Source organism: Ralstonia pickettii (assembly GCF_000607165.1).
Lineage (GTDB): Bacteria > Pseudomonadota > Gammaproteobacteria > Burkholderiales > Burkholderiaceae > Ralstonia > Ralstonia holmesii.
In genome coordinates, this window is the sequence record NZ_JFZG01000008.1 from 256,453 (window position 1) to 281,741 (window position 25,289).

A 25,289-nucleotide genomic window follows, 5' to 3' on the forward strand; every position below is an offset into this window, starting at 1 on the left:
GATGCGCCTGCCGCCCGATTCCCTCGCCCACGCCTTGTCGCTTGCCGCTGTTGCACTGGGCAAGCTGCGGCAGGGCATGGCATTGCCCCAGGCCATTGACGCCGTGTGCCAGGGCCAGCCCGCACCGGTGCGGGGTGCCGTCCAGGATCTCGCATACCGCGCCACGCGCTGGCTCGGCAGCACCGACTGGCTGATCCGCACGCTGATCCCGCGCCCACCTGCCGAAGGCGCCGCCAACCTGCTGCACGTGGCGCTCGCGCAATTACTGGACGATCCGCTGCCGTACGCGCCGTTCACTGTGGTGGACCAGACCGTCACGGCCGCATCGGCCGACCCGAAGCTTTCGCACGGCAAGGGCATGGTCAACGGCGTGCTGCGCCGCTTTTTGCGCGAGCAAAATACGCTGGTCGCAGACATGCAGGCAGACCCGTCGGCCGCCACCAACTACCCGATGTGGTGGATCGACGCCGTGCGCAGCGCGTATCCCGACGCATGGCAAGGCATTCTGGCTGCAGGCAACCGCCGGCCGCCGATGGTGCTGCGCGTGAACCCGCGCCGCGTTGCCATCGACGCGTATCTCGCACGCCTGGCCGAAGCTGGCATCGAGGCCGAGCGCATCGGCGAACAGGCCGTACGCCTTGCCCGCGCCGTCCCCGTTTCCGAACTGCCGGGTTTTGCAGACGGCGATGTCTCCGTGCAGGACGCCGGTGCGCAACTGGCGGCAACGCTGCTCGACGTGGCACCCGGCCAGCGCGTGCTCGATGCCTGCGCCGCACCCGGTGGCAAGACGGGCCATCTGCTTGAGCTGGCTGACCGCCTGGACGTGACGGCGCTTGAGTCGGATGCCGCGCGCGCCGTGCGCATCAGCGAAAACCTCGCGCGATTGGACCAGACCGCCACCCTCTGCATCGGCGATGCGGCCAAGCCCTCCACTTGGTGGGACGGCCGACCATTCGACCGTATCCTGGCCGATGTGCCGTGCTCGGCCGCCGGCATCGTGCGGCGCCATCCGGATATCCGCTGGCTGCGTCGCCCGGCCGACCTCAAGGCGCTGGCTGGCCTGCAGCGAGACATCGTGCGCGCCCTCTGGGCATGCCTGAAGCCGGGTGGCAAGTTGGTTTATGTCACGTGTTCGATTTTTCCGACGGAAGGCGAAGACCAGGCCCAATGGTTTGAACGCCATCTGGAAGATGCGATACGATTGCACGCGCCCGGCCAGTTGCTGCCGGTCTCGCCCGATGCGGCGCAGGCCAGCAGGTTCGCCCCCGGCGCGGCGCCCTTGCCGCTCGATCACGACGGCTTCTTTTACGCGGTTTTCCAGAAACGGCCCTGATGCACCGACCGTTGTGACTGTCATCCTTCGCCCATTGATCCGGCTGCTGCAATCCCGGTTCCGGCAGATTCTGCAACGACTGGTCACGCTAGTCGCATTGGGCATGCTGTTCCTGTGGTGCCCGGTCACGGCATCCGCACAATCCATCGAAATCAACCGGGCCCAGCTCGAATACGCCGACGGCGCCTGGAACCTCTCCGCCGATTTCGATTTCGATCTGCCCAGCAACCTCGAAGACGCGGTGAACAAGGGCATCGCGCTCTACTTCCTCGTCGAATTCGAGCTGATCCGCCCGCGCTGGTATTGGTTCGATGACCACGCCATCAGCGCCACGCGCGTGGTGCGGCTGTCGTATCACCCGCTTACGCGCCAGTACCGCGTGTCGACCGGCGGCCTGCAGGTGCCGTTCTCGCGTCTGAAAGACGCCGTCGACTTCATGCAGCACGTGCGCGGCTGGCGCGTGTTCGAGCAACGCGCCGTCAAGTCCGGCGAGACCGTGCAGGCCGAAGTGCGCATGCGCCTGGACGTGACGCAGTTGCCCAAGCCGTTCCAGATCAACGCCGTCAACACGCGCGACTGGAATCTCAGCTCCGAATGGAAGCGCTTCAGCCTGCTGGTGCCGAATGAGCCGCCGCCAGCCCCCGCGCCCGCACCTGCGGCGCCACCGGCCAGCGCACCGGCATCTTCCTCGCCGGCTTCCGGCTCGGCGGGCCTGTCGCCCAATCCGGGCTGGGGCATGAGCGCCGGCCCGTCCAGCGCAGGCCCGCTGCTGGCGCCCGCCAAATGATCTTCGATCGCAGCTACAAGCGGCTGCTCTATCAGGTGGTGGCGGGCACCATCGTCTTCCTTGCGATCGTGTTGGTGGGCCTGCTGGCTGCCGCATCGGCCAACACCGAGTTCTTCGACCGGTATTTCACGCTGCTCTACAAGGTCAACCTCGTCATCGGGGTGCTGCTGGTGGTGATTATCGGCGGGCTGATGCTGGCGCTGGCACTGCGCGCGCGGCGCGGCAAGTTCGGCACGCGGCTGATGACCAAGCTGGCGGTGTTCTTCGGCGTGGTGGGCGTGCTGCCGGGGGTGCTGATCTATCTGGTGTCGCTGCAGTTCGTGTCGCGCAGTATCGAGTCGTGGTTCGACGTGAAGGTCGAATCGGCGCTGGAAGCGGGCCTCAACCTCGGCCGCTCGACCATGGACACGGCGCTGGCCGATCTGCAGAACAAGGGGCGCCTGATCGCGGAGCAAGTGGGCGATGGGTCCGCCTCGGCCACGGCCATCACGCTCAATCGATTGCGCGAGCAGTTCGGCGTGCAGGAGGCGACCATCTTCACCGCCAGTGGTCGCGTGATCGCCACCGCGTCGAACACCTACGACACGCTCGTCCCGAACCTGCCCGATCAGGCGGTGCTCGAGCAGGCTCGCGCGCCGGGCGGCTATGCCAGCCTGGAAGGCGGCAGCGATAGCGAAACCGATAGCGCCTCCGCTCCGGCCGCCTCGGCACCTGCGGCACGCAACAACAGCCGCCGCAGCGATCTGTATCAGTTGCATGTGGTGGTGGCACTGGGCACGTCGTCCCGCGACGAGCCCGCCCTGGGGCTGAACACGCCGGCGCGCAAATGGGCCGGCACCGGTTTGCTGGCGGATCGCCGGCCGGAAGATGGCAGCAGCACGTCGCGCGGCTTTGGCCTGATCGGCGAAAGCGGCCGCGACGAACGCTTCCTGCAGCTCGTGCAGCCGGTGCCGCAGGCGCTCGCCCGCAATGCTGACGCCGTCCAGCGCGCCTATCAGGAATACCAGGAGAAAGCGCTCGGCCGCACGGGTCTGCGCAAGATGTACATCGGCACGCTCACGCTCACGCTGTTCCTGGCGGTGTTCATCGCGGTGATGTTGGCGCTGCTGCTGGGCGCGCAGTTGGCACGACCGCTGCTAATGCTGCTCCAGGGCACGCGCGAAGTGGCCGAAGGCGATCTCTCGCCCAAGCGGGAACTGCATACGCGTGACGAACTGGGTGTACTCACCCAACAGTTCAACCAGATGACGCGGCAGCTTGCCGACGCGCGCCGCGCCGTGGAGCAGAATCGCGCGGCACTCGAGCAATCGAAAGCCTATCTTGAGAGCGTACTGACCAACCTGACCGCGGGCGTCTTCGTGTTCGACCATCGCTTTGTACTGCTGACTGCCAACCCGGGTGCCGAACGCATCTTCAAACAGCCCTTCGGCGCGTGGGTCGGCCAGGCGCTGACCAGCATCACGCCGGTGGCAGCCTTCGCGCCGGTGGTCGAACAGGCCTTCGCTGAACAAGACGCAAGCACAGCCGCCGGCGGCGCAGTGGCCCACTGGCAGAAGCAGGTCGAAATTCCGCTCGAAGACGAAGACGAACCCCTCACGCTGCTGGTGCGTGGCACGCGCCTGCCCGGCCCGTCAGTGGGCTCGCACGGCACCGAACGCGGCTATGTGGTGGTGTTCGACGATATTTCCGACGTGATCTCGGCGCAGCGCTCGGTGGCGTGGGGCGAGGTTGCGCGGCGCCTCGCACACGAAATCAAGAATCCGCTCACGCCCATCCAGCTCTCGGCCGAGCGCCTGGAGATGAAGCTCTCACCCAAGCTGTCGGATGCCGACGCCGAGGTGTTGCGACGCGGCGCCACCACCATCGTCAACCAAGTGTCGGCGATGAAGCGCATGGTCGATGACTTCCGCGACTACGCCCGCACGCCACCGGCCATGCTGCAGGAGTTGGACCTCAACGCGCTTGCCACCGAAGTGCTGCACCTGTACGGCATCGATCACCCTGACCGCCGCGATCATCCCATCATCGAGGCCAAGCTGGGCGCCAATCTGCCGCTCATCAAGGGTGACCCGACGCAACTGCGCCAAGTCATCCACAACCTGCTGCAGAATGCGCAGGACGCCGTGGCCGAGAATGAAGCGGCCGGGCGACCCGCTCCGCATGTCATGTTGCAAACTGACACGGTAGAATACGACGACGCCTCGGGCGCGCGGCGTCAAGCCGTGCGGCTTGCGATCGCGGACAATGGCGGCGGGTTCTCTTCCCGCATCCTCAACCGCGCCTTCGAGCCGTACGTCACGACCAAAGCCAAGGGCACAGGATTGGGCTTGGCCATGGTGAAGAAAATCATGGACGAGCACGGAGCGCGTATCGAATTGCGCAACCGCCAATCCAGCACAACATCGGGCACATCGGGTACCGACATCGTCGGCGCCCAGGTTTCCATACTGTTCGTAAAACTCGCGTAGCGCGGACGGCAATCCCGCCGCACATAGAGGAAAAGCATGGCCACCATCCTCGTTGTCGACGACGAAATGGGTATCCGGGAGTTGCTCTCCGAAATCCTCGGAGACGAAGGGCACGTTGTTGAAGTCGCCGAGAACGCTCAGCGCGCGCGCGAATACCGCGCGAACGCAACGCCCGACCTCGTCCTGCTCGATATCTGGATGCCGGATACCGACGGCGTGACGTTGCTCAAGGAATGGGCGTCACAAGGTCTGCTGACCATGCCCGTCATCATGATGTCGGGCCACGCCACCATCGACACCGCCGTCGAGGCGACCAAGATCGGCGCGCTGAATTTCCTGGAGAAGCCCATCGCACTGCAGAAGCTGCTGACGGCGGTGGAGCAGGGCTTGTCGCGCAGCAAGGAAAAGCCGCGCTCGGCAACGCCGGCTGCCACACCGGCGGCGGGACTCGCAGGTGCCATGCCCAACGCCGCAGCAGGAGGTACGCCTGCCGCGCTCGATCGCGCCGATATCAATGGCGTACCGACTCGCGCAGCCGAGGGCGGCGGCATGCAGTTCTCGTTCGACATGCCGCTGCGCGAAGCGCGCGACCTGTTTGAGCGCGCCTACTTCGAATACCACCTGCAGCGCGAAGGCGGCAGCATGACCCGCGTGGCCGAAAAAACCGGCCTGGAGCGGACCCACCTGTACCGCAAGCTCAAACAACTGGGCGTCGAACTCTCTCGCAACAAGGGCGAGCCCGCCGCCTGATCATCAAAGTGCCCAGAGATGCTTGACGACTGGGCACCAACCCTGTCATACTTGCCTCTCTTTGCTTGGCCCGGTAGCTCAGTTGGTAGAGCAGCGGATTGAAAATCCGCGTGTCGGTGGTTCGATTCCGCCCCAGGCCACCAAAATTCTTCGCACTTCAAGATCGATCGATTTTGCAGGGCAACAAAAAAGACCTCCTCGCGAGGTCTTTTTTCATTTCTGCGGTGCAATTCGCCCGCACCCGCCATCTCCCGATTTGCCGCGCCAGTCGCCGATCTGCGGCGCAGTGTCGCACCCACAAAAAATGTAACCGCACCTCTTGACGCAGCGCAGCTCAGGGTATACCTAGCGGCGTAAACTGCGCCAAACTGTCGCAGGTCTCGGTATAGTGACTCAACGCTATCAAACGGCAAGCACAAGGAGATTCTCCATGGCACTCGTTGGCACCGGTCACCACCACTTCCATTTCCACGCTTTCGACGGCATCAGCCGCAAGACGCGGTTGACGTGGTTGCGCAATGCCGCAGCGCTGACGTGTTTGATGGCCCTCGTCGCGGCCATGTGGGTTGGCGGCAATCTGTCGGCGTTGATGCATACGCCGCTCATGAGCGGGGTTTCGTCGCTGGGCGCGGTAATGATTCTGGCCTGCACGTGCATGGCGCTGAGCTTGCTTGGACTGATCGGCGCAGGCTTCTTCCAGTTCCGCATGGAACAGCTCGACGCCCCGGCAACCTGAGCCGCGCGCATCACACATCCCTGACGGAGGCTTCGGCCTCCGTTTTTGTTTGCCCATTACGGCCGCACGCCTTGAGGTGCGGCCGTTTTGTTTTCGTGCGCGGCCCAAAGGGTGAATCCGATATTGACTCAATTGTTTCAGTTGCGTAGTTTACGAAACAGTTGAATCAATGCGATCACCTTATGACGTTCGATGGGCTCATGCAAACGCTGCGCGACCGCGCCGGCGATCTCTCTCCGCAACTGCAGCGTGCCGCCATGTTGCTTGAGACACACCAGCACGACATCGCCCTGCTTTCGATGCGGGACCTGGCGCGCCGCTGCGACCTGCCGCCGGCCACGTTCTCGCGTCTGGCGCGCGCGCTGGGCTTTGATGACTTTGCCGCGCTGCGCGATATCTGCGTGAACCACCTGCGCCAGCAGGCCGACGGCTTTGCCGGCCGCGCCAACGCGCTGCAGGGCGACGATGCGGCAGGCGCTTCGGAGGCCGAACGCATCGGCATGGCCATCGGCGCGCATGTGCAGTCGGCGTTTTCACCAGCCAACCTGGCGGCGCTGGATACCGTGGCCGCTGCCCTCTGCAAGGCGCGCCGGGTCTATCTGCTGGGCGCGCGCAGTTGCCTGGCGCTAACGCATGCGTTCGGTTACGCCGCTCAACTGTTCGACGACAAGGTCACGCTGTGCGCCGGCAGCGGCAACACGCTGGCCGACCCGCTGCGCTTTTGCGGCGACGGCGACATCGTCGTGGCCGTCACCTTTGATCCGTACACGCGCGAAGTCATCGAGGCGATGCAGTACGCGCATGCGCGCGGTGCGCGCCTCGTGTATGTGACCGACAGCGCCATTGCCCCCGGTGCCGAGTTGGCGTGGCAACAGCTCGTCGCGCCCGTCGCCATTCCGTCGTTCTTCCATTCGCTGGCCGCGCCCATGGCGCTGCTCGATGCGCTGCTGATGACGTGGTTCCGCCACGCCGGCCCAACCGCGCTCACGCACCTTGCCGACAGCGACGCCCAGCTCAAGCAACAAGCCGCCTACGTGCGCAGCGCCCGCCGCAGTGAAGCGGCAGTCGCCGTGCCGCCCACCCAACGTTGAACCCTCCCGACCGTCCATGACACCGTCCACCACCTCCGTCTTCCACCGCGACCCGCGCAAGACGCTGCCCATCGCTGTCGGCGGCGAGGGCATGACCCTCATCGACTCCGACGGCAAGCGCTACCTCGACGCCTGCGGCGGTGCCGCCGTCTCGTGTCTGGGCCACGGTCACCCGCGCGTGGTGGACGCCATCTGCAAGCAGGTGCGCGCGCTGGCCTATGCGCACACTTCGTTCTTCACGACAGACGTGGCCGAAGAACTGGCTGCGCGCCTGACCGCGGCCGCGCCGGGTGATCTGGATCACGTGTACTTCGTCTCTGGCGGTTCCGAAGCGATCGAGGCGGCGCTCAAGCTGGCACGCCAGTACTTTGTCGAGATTGGACAACCGCAGCGCCAGTACTTCATCGCGCGGCGTCAGAGCTATCACGGCAACACGCTGGGCGCGCTGGCGATCGGCGGCAACGCGTGGCGCCGCGAACCGTTCCTGCCCCTGCTGGTGCCGGCACACCATGTCTCGCCGTGCTATGCGTATCGCGAGCGCCTGGATGGCGAAAGCGACGCGCAATACGTGCAGCGTCTAGCCGATGAACTGGACGCGAAGATCGTCGAACTCGGCACGGAAAATGTCGCGGCCTTCGTCGCCGAGACGGTGGTGGGCGCCACGGCCGGCGCGGTGCCGCCCGTGGCCGACTACTTCCGCAAGATCCGCACGGTGTGCGACCGTCACGGTGTGCTGCTGTTGCTCGATGAAGTGATGTCCGGCATGGGCCGCACGGGCTATCTGTTCGCATACGAGGAAGATGGCGTGGTGCCAGACATGGTCGCCATTGCCAAGGGGCTGGGCGGCGGGTATCAGCCGATCGGCGCGACGCTGGTGAATCGCCGCATTTACGACGCGATCACGAACGGCAGCGGCTTCTTCCAGCACGGCCACACTTACATTGGCCACGCCACGGCGTGCGCGGCGGCACTGGAAGTGCAGAAGGTGATCGAGGAAGACAACCTCCTCGCCAACGTGCAGGCGCGTGGCGAACAACTGCGTGCGGCGCTGCGCGCGCGCTTTGCCGACCACGCACATGTGGGCGACATACGCGGGCGAGGGCTGTTCGTCGGCGTGGAGCTGGTGGCGGATCGCGCGACCAAGGCGCCGATGGCGCCAGCATGCAAGACGCACGCACGCGTGAAGGCCGAAGCCATGCAGCGCGGCCTGATGGTGTATCCGATGGGCGGGACGATTGACGGCCGGCGCGGCGACCACATCCTGCTGGCACCGCCGTTCATTGCCAGCGCGCAGGACATCGACGCCATCGTCGAGCGGCTGGGCGATGCGGTTGACGCCGCCACCGTCAAGGCGCAGGAGGCCGCATGGTGACCAAACCCATCGCCATCGCCGTGGCGCCCAACGGGGCGCGCAAGACGCACGCCGATCACCCCGCGCTGCCGATCACGCCCGACGAACTGGCCGCCTGCGCGCGCCAATGTGTGGATGCCGGCGCCGCGATGCTGCATCTGCATGTGCGCCGTCCCGACGGCACGCATAGCCTGGCGCCTGACGACTACCGCCCGGCCATCGCCGCCGTGCAACGCGCCGTGGGCGATGCGCTGGTGATTCAGATCACCACCGAGGCCGTTGGTATCTACACGCCCGAACAGCAGATGGCCTCGGTACGTGCGCTGCAGCCCGAAGCGATTTCCGCCGCGCTGCGGGAGCTGGCGCCCGATGCCGCGCACGAAGCGCAAGCCGCGCGTTTCTTTGGCGAGCTTGCCGCCGCACGCACGGCCATCCAGTACATCCTCTATTCCGCCGACGACGTGGTGCGCTACCGCGACCTGCGTGCGCAGGGCGTGCTGCCCGACACACCGCATTGGGTGCTGTTCGTGCTCGGCCGCTACAGCGCAGGTCAGCGCTCCGATCCGTCGGATCTGTTGCCCTTCCTGCAGGCGTGGGCTGACGGCGGTGACATCACCGCCAACGTGCCGTGGGCGATGTGCGCATTCGGCCCGCGCGAAGCCGAATGCGCGCTCAGCGCAGCGCTGCTGGGCGGCCACGCGCGCCTGGGGTTCGAAAACAACATGGCGCTGCCCGACGGCAGCACGGCGCCCGACAACGCGGCACTCGTCACCAACCTGCGACGGCATCTCGACGCGCTGCATCGGCCGGTGGCCAGCGCCGCAGAGCTGCGCAGCTGGTTCGGCCGCTAAGACTCTCCGCACTCATCACCACGAAGCCAAAGCACAGACGGCCGCAACACAACAGGCCGCGCACCACAACCACTGGAGGAAGTATGCGTTTGACCACCCGCTGTATCCGATCCATCCCGCTAGCGCTGGCCAGCCTGCTCGCGATCAGCGCGCACGCGCAGGCCCTGGACGGCACGCTCAAGAAGATCCAGGACAGCAACACGATCCTGATCGGCGTGCGCGAGTCGTCGATTCCGTTTTCTTACCGCGACAGCAAGAACGAGATCGTCGGTTTCTCGGCTGACCTCTGCTCGCGCGTGATCGACGCCGTCAAGAAGAAGACGGGCAAGCCCAATCTGGACATCAAGCAGATTCCGGTGACGTCGCAGAACCGGACATCGCTGGTGCAGAACGGTTCGGTGGATCTGGAGTGCGGCGTGACTACGCACCTGAAATCGCGCGAGCAGCAGACGGCGTTTTCGACCACCTTTTTCATCGCCGGCACGCGCCTGCTGACCAACGTGAAATCGGGCGTGAAAGACTTCCCTGACCTGGCGGGCAAGTCCGTCATCACCAACGCGGGCACGACGTCAGAACGCATCCTGCGCAAGATGAACGACGAGAAGAAGATGAACATGAACGTGATCAGCGGCAAGGATTACGGTGAATCGTTCCTCACGCTGCAAAGCGGCCGCGTGGCGGCGTTCATGATGGATGACGTGCTGCTGGCCGGCGCACGCACGCTGGCACAAAAGCCTGACGACTGGGTCGTGACCGGCACGCCGCAATCGTTCGAGGCCTACGGCTTCATGCTGCGCAAGGACGATCCGCAGTTCAAGAAACTCGTGGACGACACGATGATCGGCGTGATGAAGAGCGGCGAGATCAAGACGCTCTACGCCAAGTGGTTCGAAAAGCCGGTGCCGCCCAAGAACCTGAACTTCAACTTCCCGATGAACGATCAGTTGAAGGCGCTGTACGCCAATCCGAGCGACACGCCATTCGAGTAAGCGGCCGCACGGCCGGCTCTGGGTGGCAGCTCAGACGCCGGCCTGCGCAACGGCCTCGATGCGGGCCTGATGCACGGCCTGTTTGATGTGCGCCGGGTTGTCGGCATAGCGCTTGGCGACAGCGCCCGCGTCGATGGATGCCGCGGCTTGGAGTGCGCGCAGCAGACGCGCTGTCTGCGGATAGCTGCGGTCTTCAAACCCGAGACGGCCGCGTGCGTCTGCCTCGCACGCCTGCAGGGCCTGACGGAAACGATCGGGCTTGCGCAGCGCATCGCAGCGTTCCAGCAGGCGTACCAGCGCCGCTGCATCAAAGCCGTCACAGCGATGGATGTTGCCGTGCTCGCGCGCGACCACCAGCGCCAGTTCACGGCACTCCGTTGGCACGCGCAGGCGCTGGCACACCGCGTCGATAAGGGGCACGCTGCGCTCTTCGTGGCCGATGTGGCGCGGCAGGATGTCCTCAGGCGTCGTGCCCTTGCCGAGGTCATGCACCAGCGCGGCAAAGCGTACCGGCAGCGACGTCGCCATCGCTGCGGCCGTTTCGATCACCATCATGGTGTGCACGCCGGTATCGACTTCGGGGTGATAGTCGGCGCGCTGCGGCACGCCCCACAGCCGGTCAAGCTCTGGCAGCAGGCGCACCAGCGCACCGCAATCCCGCAGCACGGCAAACATGCGCTGCGGATGAGCCTCTATCAGGCCGCGGGCAATTTCCTGCCACACACGCTCAGGCACCAGCGCATCGACTTCGCCGGCCTGCACCATGCGCTGCATGAGCGCGTTGGTTTCGGGCGCGACATGAAAGTCGGCAAAGCGCGCAGCAAACCGCGCCAGGCGCAGGATGCGCACCGGGTCTTCCATGAACGCATCGGATACATGCCGGAACGTGCGCGAGGCCAGGTCAGCCTGTCCTCCATACGGATCGACGACGGGGCCGACCAGCGCGCCGTCTTCCGCCACGCGCTGCGCCATCGCGTTGATGGTCAGATCGCGGCGGATGAGGTCGTCTTCGAGCGTGACGTCCGGCGCGTAGTAGACCGAGAAACCTTTGTAGCCGGCTGCCGTCTTGCGCTCGGTGCGGGCGAGCGCGTATTCGGCATGCGTGGCCGGGTGCAGGAACACCGGGAAATCCTTGCCGACGGCACGAAAGCCACGCGCTTCCATGTCTTCGGGCGTGGCCCCGACCACAACGTAGTCCCGGTCCTGCACCGGCAGCCCGAGCAGCGCGTCACGAATGGCGCCGCCCACGGCATAGACATCCAGTCCGTGCGTGGCCGGATCGACGATGGCCTCGGTCTGTGTTGCGCGTTCCGTCATTGATTGGCGGCAACCAGCGTGTCTTCGTCCGGCGCGGTGCGATACGGCTCGTCGTCGGCGAGGAAGTCATGCTCGGCGCGTGCGCCATCAATCCACTCCTGCATGGCGGGCAGGTTGAGGATGTAATCGGCGTAGGTCTTTGCGGCCTCCGGCAGACGCACGCCGTACGTGGCGAAGCGGCTGACCACCGGCGCGTAGAACGCATCGGCCACCGTGAAGTGTCCGAACAGGAACGGACCTTCCGCTGCGTACTTCTGGCGCAGCTCGGTCCACATGGCTGCAATGCGGTCGATGTCGCGCTGCACGGCCACGTTCCAGCCCATGCCGGGCAGCACGGCCGTCACGTTCATAGGCATGTTGTTGCGCAGGTTGGTGAAGCCGCTGTGCATTTCAGCGCAGATCGAGCGGGCGTGCGCGCGGGCTTTCGGGTCTTGCGGCCACAGTTGCGCGCGCGGAAAGCGCTCGGCCAGCGTCTCGCAGATGGCGAGCGAATCCCACACGTTCATGTCGCCGTCCACCAGCACCGGCACGCGGCCGGCCGGCGAATGACGTGCCACGTCGGCGGCAAAGGTCTCGCTCAGCAGGCGCACGCGGATCTCTTCGAACGGAATGCCGGCCTGCTTGGCGAGCAGCCACGGGCGTAGCGACCACGACGAATAGTTCTTGTTGCCGATGACCAGTTTCATGATTCCCGTCCTTGGAGAGTGCACAGCAATTGTTGTGGGAGCCCGCCAGCATCGCGCGGGAATGCCGGGGCGCTCTAGTCTTGTTGTATCGGAAGCGGCGAGCGGCAGCGCGAAGGCGAACAAACCATTCTAGCCTTGCGCTGCACCGCCACAAAATGAAACGGATTGGCCACGGTTGTGAAGCGGATTCACAAACGCGCCAATACTCCGGGTTTCCGTAGCGCCTAGCGATGGACCCTTGTGCGTGCAGCACGCAATCCGCGGTCCGGCCCAAAACCGGCCAGCGCGGGCAGCATTACCGCTTCCATGCCGAGCGGGTGGATGCCGAGTTCCGGGGCGACCGGTTCCATGCTGACGTTGTCCACGCGCATGGAGTCGAGGTTGTCCCGCGAGATGGGCGCGCCTGGCAGATGCTCAAGCAACGCGGCCTGCATACGGCCCAAGCCTTCGGGAAGTGGCACGATCCAGCGCGGGTGGCCGCTGGCACGTCCGGCAAAGCGCATCAGCTCCGCCAGGGTGTAGACGCGCGGCCCGACCAGCGGATAAGCATGCCGGATCGTCGCGGGCTTCTTGAGCGCATTGATGAACGCGGCGGCCACGTCATCCACGTATACAGGCTGGAAGCGCGCGTCGGCACAAGCCAGCGGCACAAACGGCGCCATGCGCTGCATGCTCGCGAACAGATTCAGGAAATGATCTCGCGGGCCGAACACCACCGACGGACGGAACACCGTCCAGTCAAGCTCGCTGTTCATGACCACGCGTTCGCCGTCGCCCTTGCTGCGCAGGTACATCGACGGGCCGGCGGGGTCGGCGCCCAGCGCGCTCATGTGCAGCAGCCGGTTCACGCCATGGCGTCGGCATGCGGCGACGATGCGGCGAGGCAGATCGACATGCACGCGCTGGAAATTCGGCCCGTACGGCATCTCGCGCGCATCCTGCAGCACCCCGACGAGGTTGATGACGGCACAGTGCTCGCCGCCGCGCTCGGTCAGCGCCAGAAACAGCGCGTCGAGGGCATCGTCGGCGTAGATGTCGGCGTCCATCACGTCCACACGCGGCAGCAGCGTGAGGTTGTGCGCGCGGGCAGACTCAGGATCGCGCGTGGGCACGATGATCCGGCCCTCGGGTAAGCCGGGCGCGGAAAACGTCTCCGTCACCAGCCGTGAGAGCAACTGCGAACCGATAAAACCGGTACCGCCAAAGACGAGCAGATTGGAGGGCTGCATAGAGGCATCTCCAAGACGGGAGGGGGCAACACCACAATACATCCCGAAGGCGATCGCCCCCAAGATATGTCGATGCGGCGTGCTGCGAGCCACACTTCTGTGCGCCAGCCAGCGCACACACCCGAGAAAAAACGCCCGCGTTGCGGCGGGCGTTTGATGTGACGGCGGGATGACGATCGGGGCGCTTATGGCAGGTCGTCGGGCGTCACGGATTCCGGCGCCACCTTGCCAAGGCGATCCTTCAGCGACTGCGGGCGGCCCGTCAGCAACGCGCCGTAGTACGTCGCGTTCGACAGCACGTTTTTCACATACGTGCGGGTCTCGTTGAATGGAATCGTCTCGGCGAAGATCGCACCTTCCACCGGCCGCGCGAGCGTCGAGCGCCAGCGCTTCGGACGGCCGGGGCCCGCGTTGTAGCCGGCGGTAGCCAGGGTGATCGAACTGTCCAGGTTGGTCAGGATCATCGACAGGTAGGCCGTACCCAGCAGCACGTTGGTATCGATGTCGCTCATCTGCGAAACGCGGAACCCCGGCAGGCCGATCTTCTTGGCGATGTGCTTGGCGGTTTCCGGCATCACCTGCATCAGGCCCGAGGCGCCCACCGACGACCGCGCATCCATGATGAAGCGCGACTCCTGGCGGATCAGGCCGTAGGCCCAGGCAATGTCCAAGCCCACGGCATCGGCGTTGCGCTGCACCACGCTGAGGTACGGCGTCGGGAAGCGCAGCGAGAAGTCGTGCTCGGTCTTGGTCTTGTCCGCCGAGTTGACGGTGCGATCGAGCAAGCCCAGCTTGCGGCCATATTCGGCTGCGGCGAGCAACTCGCGGTCGCTCATGTTGCGCAGCTCCCAGTTCCACTCACGGTTGCCCTCGAAGCGCAGATTCAGGTCGTACAGCTTCTTGGCACGCCCAAAGCCCGGGTGGTTGCGGCCCATCACGTCGATCTCGGCGTCGGTCACGGTCGTGCGCGGCGGCACGGTGATGCGCTGGCCGAGTTCTTCCTGCGCCAGCTGGCCATAGAAATTGAACTGGCCTGCGATCGCCTGGAACTGCTGGCGGGCCTCATCGTTGCGGTTGTCGGCCTTGAGTGCACGGCCGTACCAATACGTCCAGGCGGGATCACGATCGCGCAGGCTGGGGCGCATTTTTTCAATGGCCTGGCGCACCATCTTCCAGTCACCCGCGCGCAGGGCAGTGCGCACACGCCACTCCTGCGAATCGTCCGACAGGTAGGCATCGCCGCCGAGCGTCATCTGGCGGCGGTAGGCATCCAGCGCATCGGGTGTCTGCTTCTTGGCGGCGTACTGGCCGATCACGCCCCAGCCCGCGCCTTGCTCTTCACGCGACAGGCCGCCGCTTTGCGCCAGCAGATACGCCGTCGCCTGGGACGGATCATTGCGCGCCATGCGCGTCACGTTGGCCAGCGTGTCGTTGTCTACGCGATCGCCCTCCGGCAGCACCGCCGCAATACGCGATGCCTGCGTGACGAGGTTCTGCTCCAGCGACAGCCGCGCCGCAAACGCCACATCTGCACGGGTGAACTGCTTGGACTGCGCCAGATAGCCGATCAGGTCGACACAGCCTTCGCCATAGCCTTTGGGATCCGACAGCGTGCTGCGCGCATCGGCGGCCACGTTCTGGCCCTTCATGGCGCGCGAGAGCAGCGCATAGCACTCGACCTGCGTATCGTCCTTCAGCACGAAATTGGGGTACTCGGCATCGAAGGTGGCCCAGTCGCGCTTCTTGCCGAGCACGAGCAGCCAATCGTTGCGCAGCCGGTCGGCAATCGCCTCGCCCTTGTAGCGCTGCAGGAACGAACGGATTTCGTCTTCCGGCGCGTCGGTGCGGGCATAGCCGCTGGCATCGTACAGCTGCGGCTTGATGCGGAAATACTGCACGTAAGACTGGATCGGGTAATCGGAGAGGCTGTCGGCCAGCTCCCAGCTGCGCGACACATCGTTGCGACGCGCAGCGTTGCGCAACTCGACAAACGCATCGTCCGGATTGGCCGGAATGCCTTGCGGCGCCTGGCGCTTGGCGGCCATCGCCAGCGGCGTCGGGCCGACCACGCTCATGCCGACCATGCCTGCAAAAGCCAGCGCTACCGCGCGATATACTGCCTTGGCCTTCAATGTCATCTCCTGCCCCATCCAATCACTGTTAGGTCCGCCGAATTATCCCATGTCAGCCTTAGCGCCAATTCACGATCCGACTGCGCGGCCCGATCTTGGCACTGCGATGCTCGCCGTACACGTGTACGACTGCGCTTCTCGCACCAACCTCGGGCCGCTCGCTACGGATCGTGAACCGGCGAGAGGCCACATCCAATGAGTACGCACGATCCGGCCAATCCCACCACGCCAATCGAATCGCGCCGCACGCTGCGCACCATGTTGCTCGATGCACGCGCTGCGCTGCCAGACCGTGTCGCACACAATGCCGCGCTGGCGCATCACCTGGCTGGGTTGCTAAACGCACTGCCCATCAAACGCCTGGCCGCCTACTGGCCAACGCAGGGAGAGTTCGATGCGTTGACTGTGCTGGGCCACTGGTTGGCGGCTGACGCTACGCGCCATGCACTGCTGCCTGTGGTGACTGACAAGTTTTCTCCCCTGCAGTTTCGGCGATGGACGCCCGATTGTGAAATGATCCCGGGCGCTTACAACATCCCCATCCCCCGCTCGGGCGAGATGGAAACGCCCGATGCCTTGCTGATTCCGTGCGTGGGCTTTGATTGGCAACGCTATCGCATCGGCTACGGCGGCGGCTTCTACGACCGCACGCTGGCTGCGCTGCATGCCGCCGGGCATCGCCCGCGCACGATTGGCGTGGCATATGAAGTGAACCGCGTGGAATCCATCGCACCGCAACCGCACGACATCGCGCTGGACTGCATCGTCACCGAGCGCGGCACGTTTTAACCCCGCACAGGAAGCCCATGCCCCACACGCTGAAAACCGTTGCCGACCTGGAAGCCGTGTATGGCGCTCCGAACCCACGCTCGCTGCTCAAGGAGATCGACCACCTGAACGCCGACTACCGCGCGTTCGTAGAGGCGTCGCCGTTCATCGTGCTGTCGTCGGTGGGCGCGCAAGGCACGGATGCTTCGCCGAAGGGCGATGCGCCGGGCTTCGTGCGCATCCTCAACGAACGCCTGCTGGCGATTCCCGATCGGCCCGGCAACAACCGCATCGACAACCTGCGCAACATCGTCGAAGACGGGCGCGTGTCGGTGCTCTTTATCGTGCCGGGCGTGGGTGAAACGTTGCGCGTCAATGGCACGGCCACTATTTCGGCTGACCCGGAATTGCTTGCATTATTTGTCGTGCAGGGCAAGCTGCCGCGCAGCGTAATCCTCGTGCAGGTGCAGACGGTGTATTTCCACTGTTCGAAGGCGCTGGTGCGCTCAAAGCTTTGGGAGCGCGGCGCGCGCGACACCAAGCTCGCCGTGCCCACCGCAGGCAAGATCCTGCAGCACATCAGCGGTGGCGCATTTGATGGCGACGCCTACGATCGGGAATTGCCCGAGCGCCTGAAGACAACGCTGTACTGAGCGTTCAGCGCTTGGCTGTCTTTTTTGCGGCAACCTTTTTGGCAGGCACTTTCTTGACTGCGGCCTTTTTGGCCGCCGTTGTCTTTGTGATCTTCTGGGCCTTGGCAGTCTTTGCTGCGGCGCGCTTCGGCTTCGCCGCCTTCGCATTCGCGTCACGCAACGCGGCTTCAATCGCCAGCCGTGCCCAGTCGCGCAACGGCTGCCCGCCGTCGAGCGCCTCTGCCGGCGTGCTCAGATAGCCGGTCATGCTGATGGTGCGGCCGTTGCGCTCGTAACTGAACGGCGTGCATTTTTCAGCGAGAAAACGTTCGCGCGTGAGGTCGTCCACGCGCAGGTAAGACGTGCCGCGCAGCACCAGCGCAAAGACGATGTCGTCGTAATACAGCGCCGCACCGCTGAACATCCGGCGCGCGCGGATCTCGCCGATTTGCGCGGCGAGCGGCCGGAGTTCGTCAAGCAACCAGGCGATCAGCGGATCGGGTGCGGCTGCCATGACGATCTCCTTTGCTTTGCTGCTTTCTGCTTACAGGCCCAGACGCTGCCAGATGGCGCGCGTGGAACCGGCGGCGTTGAGCGTGTAGAAGTGCAGGCCCGGCGCGCCGCCTTGCAGCAGGCGGTCGCACATGGCCGTCACCACGTCCAGGCCGAAGGCGCGGATCGATTCACGGTCGTCGCCGAAGCCCTCGAGGCGCTTGGCGATCCAGCGCGGCACTTCCGCGCCGCACATCTCGGAAAAACGCATGAGCTGCGACGAGTTCGTGATCGGCATGATGCCGGGCACGATGGGCACCTCCACGCCGAGCTTGCGTGCGTCGTCCACGAACTGGAAGTACGCGTCCGCGTTGAAGAAATACTGCGTGATGGCGGAATTGGCACCGGCCTTCACCTTACGGGCGAAATTCTCCAGATCGTGGCGCGCCGAGCGCGACTGCGGGTGGTATTCCGGATAGGCCGCCACTTCGATGTGGAAAGCCTCGCCGGTTTCCTGGCGGATGAATTCGACCAGCTCGTTGGCGAAGCGGAATTCACCGATCTCGCCCATGCCCGAGGGCATGTCGCCGCGCAGCGCAACGATGCGGCGGATGCCGTGCTCGCGATACGTGTTGAGGATGCCGCGAATGCTCTCGCGTGACGAGCCGACACACGACAGGTGCGGCGCCGCTTCGATGCCTTCGCGCTGGATTTCCACCACGGCGTCGAGCGTGCCCTGCTGCGTGGTGCCACCCGCACCGAACGTCACGGAGATGAAGCGGGGCTTGAGCGGCGAAAGCTGCGCGCGTGTGTTGCGCAGCTTCTCGGCGCCTTCCGCCGTCTTGGGCGGGAAGAATTCGAAACTGAATTGACGATCTTGCATGACAGAAACCTTAAGCCTCGCGCAGCAGCAGGCTCGAGAGCAGCCACGAGATCACGCTGTACAGGATGGAGCCCAGCAGCGCCGCGCCAAAGCTTGCCACCTGGAAGCCTGCCAGCAGGTTGCCGACAAACAGGAACAGCAGCGCGTTGATGATGAAGATGAACAGCCCGAGCGTGAGCAGCGTCACCGGCAGGGTGAGGATCACCAGGATCGGGCGGATCAGCGTGTTGACCAGACCCAGCACGAGCGCCGCGATCAGCGCGGAGCCGAAGCCGTTGACATGGATGCCTTTGAGCAGATAGGCGACAAGAAGCAACGCCAGCGCGTTGATGACCCAGACAGCGAGCAGTCTCATGGAGGAGTCCTCGGTTGGAGAGCCGGCGGCTGGGAATGCCGCCGGCAGGTACGGCTTAGTAGCGGTAGTGGTCAGCCTTGTACGGGCCTTCCTTGCTCACGCCAATGTATGCGGCTTGCTGGTCGGTCAGCTCGGTCAGTTGCGCATTCAGCTTCTTGAGCTGCAGGCGCGCGACCTTCTCGTCCAGATGCTTGGGCAACGTGTAGACGCCCACCGGATACTTGTTCGAGCCCTTCTGCGCTTCCGTCCACAGCTCGATCTGCGCGATGGTCTGGTTGGCGAACGAGCTGCTCATCACGTACGACGGGTGGCCCGTGGCGCAGCCCAGGTTCACCAGGCGGCCCTTGGCCAGGATGATGATCTTCTTGCCGTCGGGGAAGATCACGTGATCGACCTGCGGCTTGATCTCTTCCCACTGGTACTTCTCAACGGAGGCGATGTCGATCTCGTTGTCGAAGTGGCCGATGTTGCAGACGATGGCCTGGTCCTTCATCTTGGCCATGTGGTCGTGCGTGATGACGTGGTAGTTGCCCGTGCAGGTGACGAAAATGTCGCCGTGCTCGGCGGCGTAGTCCATCGTGACCACGCGATAGCCTTCCATGGCGGCCTGCAGTGCGCAGATCGGGTCGATCTCGGTCACCCACACCTGCGCCGACAGCGCGCGCAGTGCCTGTGCCGAGCCCTTGCCCACGTCGCCGTAGCCGGCCACGATCGCCACCTTGCCGGCGATCATCACGTCGGTCGCGCGCTTGATGCCGTCGACCAACGACTCACGGCAGCCGTACAGGTTGTCGAACTTGCTCTTGGTGACCGAGTCGTTCACGTTGATGGCCGGGAAGCGCAGTTCACCGCGCTGGGCCATCTGGTACAGGCGGTGCACGCCCGTGGTGGTTTCTTCGGTCACGCCCTTGATGGCGTCGAGGTTGCGGCTGTAGAAGGTCGCGTCCTTGGCCAGCTTTTCCTTGATGGCCGCGAACAGGAAGGTTTCTTCTTCGCTGGTGGGCTTCGAAATGACGGAAGCGTCCTTCTCAGCCTTGGCGCCCAGGTGCAGCAGGATCGTTGCGTCGCCGCCGTCGTCCAGGATCATGTTCGGCGTGCCGCCGTCGGCCCATTCGAAGATGCGGTGGGTGAAGTCCCAGTATTCCTTGAGCGACTCGCCCTTGAACGCAAACACCGGCGTGCCCGATACGGCGATCGCCGCGGCAGCGTGGTCCTGCGTGGAGAAGATGTTGCAAGAGGCCCAGCGCACGTCGGCGCCCAGCGCCTTGAGCGTCTCGATCAGCACGGCGGTCTGGATGGTCATGTGCAGCGAGCCGGCAATGCGCGCGCCCTTAAGCGGCTGGCTCGCGGCAAACTCGTCGCGAATCGCCATCAGACCGGGCATTTCGGTCTCGGCGATGGCGATTTCCTTGCGGCCCCAGTCAGCCAGCTTGATGTCGGCGACGAGGTAATCGTGTTTCAGTTCGGTGACAGCGTTCATTGGATCACTCCGGAAAAGATGGGTGACCGCACGCAGGGAGATAACCACTGAGACGGGGCCCATACGGGGGCCCCGGATAGATGCGTTCTCGCCATCGTGTCAGCCACGATACTGCGAGCGCCGTTTGAACTTCCGAGCCTGGCGGCCGCCCCGTCTGAACTTGGGCCGGTCGTTGCAACGCTCCTCGGAATGGGCTGGATTGTAGCGGATTCGGCCGTCCGCCACCACGGCCGTTCATTGCTCCAGCAGCATGTTCAGCATCCGCTGCGGATTGGCCAGAAAGTCACGCGTGACCTGAAAGTGCTCGGTCTCTTCATAGGCGACGCGCCGAATGCCGTCTCCGTCACACTGGTAGATCCACGCGTCCGGATACGCCATCAGGATGGGCGAGTGCGTGGCGATCACGAACTGGCTTTCCGCCTGCACCAGATCATGCAGGCGCGTGAGCACGGCCAGTTGCCGTTGGGGCGACAGCGCCGCCTCGGGTTCATCGAGCAGGTACAGGCCGTTGGGGCCGAACCGGTTCATCAGCAGCGCGAGAAACGATTCCCCATGCGATTGCGCATGCAGCGATCGGCCGCCGTAGGAATCGATCACGCGCCCGCCAAGGCCCGGCTCCCCATCCATCTGCTGGATATTCGTGGCCACGTTGAAGAAACTCTCGGCGCGCAGGAAGAACTCGGTGCGCGGCTTGCGAAAGCCCCTGGCAATGCGCAGATGCGCGTGCAACTCGGAGTGCGATACGTGGGTGCTGAAATTGAAGTTGCGCGACCCACCCTCGGCGTTGAAGCCAAGCGCCACGGCAATCGCCTCCATGAGCGTGGATTTGCCTGAACCGTTCTCTCCGACGAGGAACGTGACCTTGGGATGCAGCTCCAGCGTATCGAGCGCGCGCACGGCGGGCAGGCTGAACGGATACGCGTCGAACGCGGCAACGGTGTCGCGCCGCAGCGTGACGTGGCTGACGAATTGGCGGGTGAGCATGGGGGGCGTGGAGCAAATTGCAGATGCCGCATCGTATCGCGCCGCATGCTGGCTCGGGACCCGTTGCCTGCTCAGGCAACCGAGCCTCCGTAGCGCGCATCACGCCGCAGTGTCAATGCGCTGTCACAGGCAAACCTTGCGATCCGGTTAGGAAGTGGCGCACCCGCATCACGGACATGCAACACGCGGCCACCAAAGTGCCGGGCATCGTTCAGGGAGCCAACGATGCACAACCATAAATTCACGAAGTACGCCGCCGCTGCGGCTGCTGCACTGGCCATGGCTGCGTGCGGCAGCGATGGCACGTCCAGCAACGCCGGCAGCGCCGCACCGGACGCCAACACACCGTCAACCGGACCAACCAAGAACGTCGTGTTCTTCCTCGGCGACGGCATGGGCATGACCACCATGACCGCCGCGCGCATCTACAAGGTGGGCGAAGACGGCGAACTGACCATGGACACGCTGCCGGAAACCGGCTTCGTGCGCACCTTCTCGAACAACGCGCAGGTGACCGACTCGGCGCCGTCGATGTCGGCCTACATGACCGGCGTAAAGATGAACAACGAGGTCATCTCCATGTCTGCGGACACGATGGCCTACGACGCGGGCGGCAAGGATTACCTCTCGGGCGCCGACAGCACCTGCCCGAGCGGCAACGGCAAGCCCGTCACGACGCTGCTCGAACTGATGAAGGCGGCAGGCTATGGCACGGGCGTGGTCACCACCACGCGCATCACGCACGCCACGCCGGCCGCCACGTATTCGCACATCTGCCACCGCGACGGCGAGAACACCATCGCCGCGCAACTCACGCCGGCCGGCAAGGGTTTCAACGCCACGCTGGGCGATGGCGTGGACGTCGTCTTCGGCGGCGGCCGCAAGCACTTCCTGCCGAGCACCGCTGGCGGCGCGCGCACCGACGGCCGCGACTTGGTCGCCGAACTCAAGGCAGGCGGCTATCGCTATGCCAGCAACAAGGCCGAGTTCGACACGCTGCAAGCCACCGACAAGAAGGTCGTGGGCCTGTTCACCAGCAGCCACATGTCCTACGACCTGGATCGTGATCCGAGCAAGGAACCGAGCCTGGGCGAGATGACCAACAAGGCCATCGACGTACTCGCCGCCAAGAAGAAGGGCTTCTTCCTGATGGTGGAAGGCGGCCGTATCGACCACGCGCTGCACGAGACCACCGCACGCAAGGCACTGCAGGACACGGTGGCGTTCGACTCCGCCATTCGCGGTGCGATCGACAAACTCAACACGATCGACCCGGGCCTGAAGAACACGCTGATTGTCGTGACGGCCGACCACGACCACACGCTGGTGCTCAACGGCTACGCCAAGCGCACGGGCCCGACCAGCGACAGCAACCCCGGCGTGCTGGGCCTGCTGAAGAACTACGTGACGGGCGCCAACGCTACCGACACGGGCGGCAACCCTTTCACCATCATCGGCTTCGGCACCGGCGAGAACCGCCCGGCCACGCGCGGTGCGCTGACGGATGCGGCCGTGTACGACAAGACGTATCACCAGGAAGCCGTGATTCCGGTTGCGCCGGGCGGCGAAACGCACGGCGGCACCGATGTCTTCATCGGCGCACGCGGCCTGGGTGCCGAGCGCTTTACCGGCACGATGGACAACACCGAGGTCTTCGGCCTCATCAAGCAGGCCGTGGGTCTGTAAGAGGGAGAGGGCAATCATGAACAAACAATCGAACCGCATCCCGAATCGCGTCATTCAAGCCGGCCTGCTGGCGCTGGCAGCCGGTGCCTGTGTCCAAGCACACGCCGCCGGTGAAGCCAAGAACGTGATCTTCTTCCTGGGCGACGGCATGGGCCCGACCACCGTCACCGCCACGCGCATCTACAAGGTGGGCGAGGCCGGCCGCCTGACGATGGAATCGCTCAAGCGCACGGCGCGCATCAAGACGTACTCGAACGATGCGCAGACCACCGACAGCGCACCGTCGATGTCGGCGTACATGACCGGCGTGAAGATGAACAACGAGGTCATCTCCATGTCGGCCGACACCAAGGCCAGCGATGCCACGGGCAAGGGCTACGTGAGCGGTGCAGACAGCACGTGCCCCGCCAACAACGGCACGCCGGCCGTGACGCTGCTGGAACTTGCCAAGGCTGCCGGCAAGTCGGTGGGCGCGGTCACGACCACGCGCGTGACGCATGCCACGCCGGCCGCCACGTACTCGCACATCTGCCACCGCGACGGCGAAAACCAGATCGCCGCGCAAGGTGCACCGGGCAACACGCTCTACAACGCCGCGCTCAAGGATGGCCTGGACGTGCTGCTGGGCGGCGGCCGCCGCCACTACCTGCCGCAAGGCACGACTGGCAGCAAGCGCACCGACACGACCGACCTGACCGCGCAGTTCCAGACCGCCGGCTACACCTATGTGACCACCGGCACGGCACTCACCGCCGTCAACCCGGCCACGACGACCAAGCTGCTCGGCCTGTTCAACCTGGACCACATGAACTACGAGCTGGACCGCAAGAAGAACAATGTGGACGAGCCCAGCCTGGCCGACATGACCGAGAAGGCCATGCGCGTGCTGCAGAAGAACGGCAAGGGCTATTTCCTGATGGTGGAAGGCGGCCGCATCGACCACGCGCTGCACGGCACCAACGCCAAGCGCGCATTGGAAGACGCCGGTGCATTTGACGAAGCCATCAAGCGCGCGCTGTCGATTGCGGATCTGTCCAACACGCTGATCGTCGTCACGGCCGACCACGACCACACGATGACGATCAACGGCTACCCCCGCAAGGGCAACCCGATCCTGGGCGTGTCGAACGACATCAAGACCGGCCAGCCGCAATTGGCTGCGGACGGCCTGCCGTACACCACGCTGGTGTTCGGCAACGGCGGCACGACGCGCAAGGCGACACGCGACAACGTGGCCTCGGTCGACACGGCTGCAGACGATTACCTGCAGGAAGTGGGCGTGCAGCTCGGCACGCCTGGTTCGGAAACGCACGGCGGCGGGGATGTGATGCTGTTCTCCTCTGGTCCGGGCAGCACACCGCTGAAGGGCACGCTGGACAACACGAAAGTGTTCGGCGTGGTCAAGACGGCCATGGGCCTCTGATTCCTGCGTTTCCATTGATGCGCATGCCGAGGCAATCGGCATGCGCTTTTTTCGTTTCCGCTTTCCCGCTTTTCCGATCCCGAATCCGCATGAACCGATCCGCTCATTTCCTACTTTCGTTCGCGCTCGCCGCGCTTGCCGGCACGGCACAGGCTGCCGGCCCCGCTTCGTCCAACTCGCTCACCGCCCTGCGCGTCGAACACCAGATGTCGTCGCTCGGCACCGACGGCATCCAGCGCGACGTCCGCTTTGCCGAGCGCGTCTATCGCCAGGGCGACCGCGTCTGGATCGCGCGCGAACTCCCGCCCGCATCGGCGCACGCCGAACATGACCACGCCAACACCCACGCCGGCCACAAACACGCCGACACCGACACCGCCCCGCGCTGGATCGAACGCGACGCCAAGGGCGCGTTGACCGTGCGCGTGGTAAGCGAATCGCAGCAGAAGAACTACGCCGTGGAACCGGCCGAATATTCCAACATCGGCTTCGACGGCTCATGGGCGACGGCCTATCACCTGCTCGACCCCGCCGCGCTCAAAGGCATGCGCGCCGACGGCCCCGCGCGCAATGGCGTGCAGACTTACCGCTCAACGCAGGATGAGCGCACTGTCACCGTCGATTGGGACGTGGCCGGCCAATATCCGCGCCGCGTGGAATCGCGCAACGCCACCGGCACGCAACGCAAGCTCACACGCGTGACGGCATTACCGGCGCCGGCCGCAGCGCCGTGGGAACGCGCCCAGCGCTACGCTGCCGCCGATTACACCGACCTGATGGACTGACACCCGGCACTCGCCACGCGGCGTGCATGTGCCAGCGGCATCGGACTGATGACCCACCGGGCCCGGCAGCCCGAAATGCCG

General features: G+C 64.9%; 23 protein-coding genes, 1 tRNA gene and 1 riboswitch. Of the genes, 15 read left to right on the forward strand and 9 right to left on the reverse strand.

Annotation, left to right across the window (positions count from 1 at the left end; genetic code table 11):
• Position 1: 1 nt before the first annotated feature.
• The 10 genes from rsmB to BG83_RS0112695 all read left to right on the forward strand — a co-directional run bounded on the left by rsmB (position 2) and on the right by BG83_RS0112695 (position 10,356).
• On the forward strand, positions 2-1,333 hold the full coding sequence (rsmB, locus tag BG83_RS0112650) for a 16S rRNA (cytosine(967)-C(5))-methyltransferase RsmB (RefSeq protein ID WP_024977072.1): 1,332 nt from the start codon (positions 2-4) through the stop codon (positions 1,331-1,333).
• A gap of 13 nt (positions 1,334-1,346) precedes the next feature.
• On the forward strand, positions 1,347-2,120 hold the full coding sequence (locus tag BG83_RS0112655; RefSeq protein ID WP_024977073.1) for a DUF4390 domain-containing protein: 774 nt from the start codon (positions 1,347-1,349) through the stop codon (positions 2,118-2,120).
• Complete coding sequence (locus tag BG83_RS0112660) at positions 2,117-4,588, forward strand: sensor histidine kinase (RefSeq protein WP_024977074.1); 2,472 nt, start codon at positions 2,117-2,119, stop codon at positions 4,586-4,588. Before BG83_RS0112655 ends, BG83_RS0112660 begins: the two co-directional genes overlap by 4 nt.
• Positions 4,589-4,624: 36 nt before the next feature.
• Positions 4,625-5,338 carry a response regulator gene (locus BG83_RS0112665; RefSeq protein ID WP_024977075.1) on the forward strand — a complete coding sequence of 238 codons (714 nt, stop codon included), beginning with the start codon at positions 4,625-4,627 and terminating at the stop codon, positions 5,336-5,338.
• 67 nt (positions 5,339-5,405) lie between these two features.
• A tRNA-Phe gene (locus tag BG83_RS0112670) sits at positions 5,406-5,481 on the forward strand.
• A 287-nt stretch (positions 5,482-5,768) separates the two neighbouring features.
• Positions 5,769-6,074, forward strand: a complete 306-nt coding sequence (locus tag BG83_RS0112675; protein ID WP_024977076.1) for a hypothetical protein — start codon at positions 5,769-5,771, stop codon at positions 6,072-6,074.
• A gap of 182 nt (positions 6,075-6,256) precedes the next feature.
• Positions 6,257-7,165 carry a MurR/RpiR family transcriptional regulator gene (locus tag BG83_RS0112680; RefSeq protein ID WP_024977077.1) on the forward strand — a complete coding sequence of 303 codons (909 nt, stop codon included), beginning with the start codon at positions 6,257-6,259 and terminating at the stop codon, positions 7,163-7,165.
• Between the two features lie 16 nt (positions 7,166-7,181).
• A complete protein-coding gene (locus BG83_RS0112685) occupies positions 7,182-8,537 on the forward strand; it encodes an aspartate aminotransferase family protein (RefSeq protein WP_024977078.1) in 1,356 nt (451 codons plus the stop codon).
• Positions 8,531-9,367 carry a 3-keto-5-aminohexanoate cleavage protein gene (locus tag BG83_RS0112690; protein ID WP_024977079.1) on the forward strand — a complete coding sequence of 279 codons (837 nt, stop codon included), beginning with the start codon at positions 8,531-8,533 and terminating at the stop codon, positions 9,365-9,367. The genes BG83_RS0112685 and BG83_RS0112690 overlap by 7 nt, the downstream gene beginning before the upstream one ends.
• An 83-nt stretch (positions 9,368-9,450) precedes the next feature.
• Complete coding sequence (locus BG83_RS0112695; protein ID WP_024977080.1) at positions 9,451-10,356, forward strand: glutamate/aspartate ABC transporter substrate-binding protein; 906 nt, start codon at positions 9,451-9,453, stop codon at positions 10,354-10,356.
• A 30-nt stretch (positions 10,357-10,386) separates the two neighbouring features.
• On the opposite strand, the gene BG83_RS0112700 is transcribed toward BG83_RS0112695, so the two are convergent.
• From BG83_RS0112700 to BG83_RS0112715, 4 genes are all read right to left on the reverse strand, one after another.
• Positions 10,387-11,619, reverse strand: a complete 1,233-nt coding sequence (locus BG83_RS0112700) for a multifunctional CCA addition/repair protein (RefSeq protein WP_419177607.1) — start codon at positions 11,617-11,619, stop codon at positions 10,387-10,389.
• Positions 11,620-11,669: 50 nt separating this feature from the next.
• On the reverse strand, positions 11,670-12,359 hold the full coding sequence (locus tag BG83_RS0112705) for a glutathione S-transferase family protein (protein WP_024977082.1): 690 nt from the start codon (positions 12,357-12,359) through the stop codon (positions 11,670-11,672).
• Positions 12,360-12,583: 224 nt separating this feature from the next.
• A complete protein-coding gene (locus tag BG83_RS0112710; RefSeq protein WP_024977083.1) occupies positions 12,584-13,588 on the reverse strand; it encodes a complex I NDUFA9 subunit family protein in 1,005 nt (334 codons plus the stop codon).
• Between the two features lie 185 nt (positions 13,589-13,773).
• Positions 13,774-15,726, reverse strand: a complete 1,953-nt coding sequence (locus BG83_RS0112715; RefSeq protein ID WP_024977084.1) for a lytic transglycosylase domain-containing protein — start codon at positions 15,724-15,726, stop codon at positions 13,774-13,776.
• A 189-nt stretch (positions 15,727-15,915) separates the two neighbouring features.
• Between BG83_RS0112715 and BG83_RS0112720 the strand changes: the two genes are divergently transcribed.
• Together BG83_RS0112720 and BG83_RS0112725 are read left to right on the forward strand one after the other, a co-directional pair.
• Positions 15,916-16,509 (forward strand): 5-formyltetrahydrofolate cyclo-ligase, encoded by a 594-nt coding sequence (locus tag BG83_RS0112720; RefSeq protein WP_024977085.1) that lies wholly within the window; start codon positions 15,916-15,918, stop codon positions 16,507-16,509.
• Between the two features lie 17 nt (positions 16,510-16,526).
• Positions 16,527-17,141, forward strand: coding sequence for a pyridoxamine 5'-phosphate oxidase family protein (locus BG83_RS0112725; RefSeq protein WP_024977086.1), 615 nt, complete (start codon positions 16,527-16,529; stop codon positions 17,139-17,141).
• Positions 17,142-17,145: 4 nt separating this feature from the next.
• On the opposite strand, the gene BG83_RS0112730 is transcribed toward BG83_RS0112725, so the two are convergent.
• The 5 genes from BG83_RS0112730 to BG83_RS0112750 form a co-directional block, all read right to left on the reverse strand.
• Positions 17,146-17,634 (reverse strand): TfoX/Sxy family protein, encoded by a 489-nt coding sequence (locus BG83_RS0112730; protein WP_024977087.1) that lies wholly within the window; start codon positions 17,632-17,634, stop codon positions 17,146-17,148.
• A 30-nt stretch (positions 17,635-17,664) separates the two neighbouring features.
• Positions 17,665-18,495, reverse strand: coding sequence for a methylenetetrahydrofolate reductase [NAD(P)H] (gene metF / locus BG83_RS0112735; protein WP_024977088.1), 831 nt, complete (start codon positions 18,493-18,495; stop codon positions 17,665-17,667).
• A 10-nt stretch (positions 18,496-18,505) separates the two neighbouring features.
• Complete coding sequence (locus BG83_RS0112740) at positions 18,506-18,850, reverse strand: phage holin family protein (RefSeq protein ID WP_004628357.1); 345 nt, start codon at positions 18,848-18,850, stop codon at positions 18,506-18,508.
• Between the two features lie 55 nt (positions 18,851-18,905).
• Positions 18,906-20,330 (reverse strand): adenosylhomocysteinase, encoded by a 1,425-nt coding sequence (gene ahcY / locus BG83_RS0112745; protein ID WP_024977089.1) that lies wholly within the window; start codon positions 20,328-20,330, stop codon positions 18,906-18,908.
• 108 nt (positions 20,331-20,438) lie between these two features.
• A riboswitch (S-adenosyl-L-homocysteine riboswitch) is annotated at positions 20,439-20,522 on the reverse strand.
• Between the two features lie 42 nt (positions 20,523-20,564).
• Entirely contained in the window at positions 20,565-21,314 is a 750-nt protein-coding gene (locus tag BG83_RS0112750; RefSeq protein WP_024977090.1) for an AAA family ATPase, read from the reverse strand.
• A 225-nt stretch (positions 21,315-21,539) separates the two neighbouring features.
• Here BG83_RS0112750 and BG83_RS0112755 point away from each other — a divergent pair, with 225 nt between their 5' ends.
• The 3 genes from BG83_RS0112755 (at position 21,540) to BG83_RS0112765 (ending at position 25,208) form a co-directional block, all read left to right on the forward strand.
• On the forward strand, positions 21,540-23,000 hold the full coding sequence (locus BG83_RS0112755; RefSeq protein ID WP_024977091.1) for an alkaline phosphatase: 1,461 nt from the start codon (positions 21,540-21,542) through the stop codon (positions 22,998-23,000).
• 16 nt (positions 23,001-23,016) lie between these two features.
• Complete coding sequence (locus tag BG83_RS0112760) at positions 23,017-24,423, forward strand: alkaline phosphatase (protein WP_024977092.1); 1,407 nt, start codon at positions 23,017-23,019, stop codon at positions 24,421-24,423.
• Between the two features lie 89 nt (positions 24,424-24,512).
• Positions 24,513-25,208, forward strand: coding sequence for a hypothetical protein (locus BG83_RS0112765; protein WP_024977093.1), 696 nt, complete (start codon positions 24,513-24,515; stop codon positions 25,206-25,208).
• The last annotated feature ends 81 nt before the right edge of the window (positions 25,209-25,289 follow it).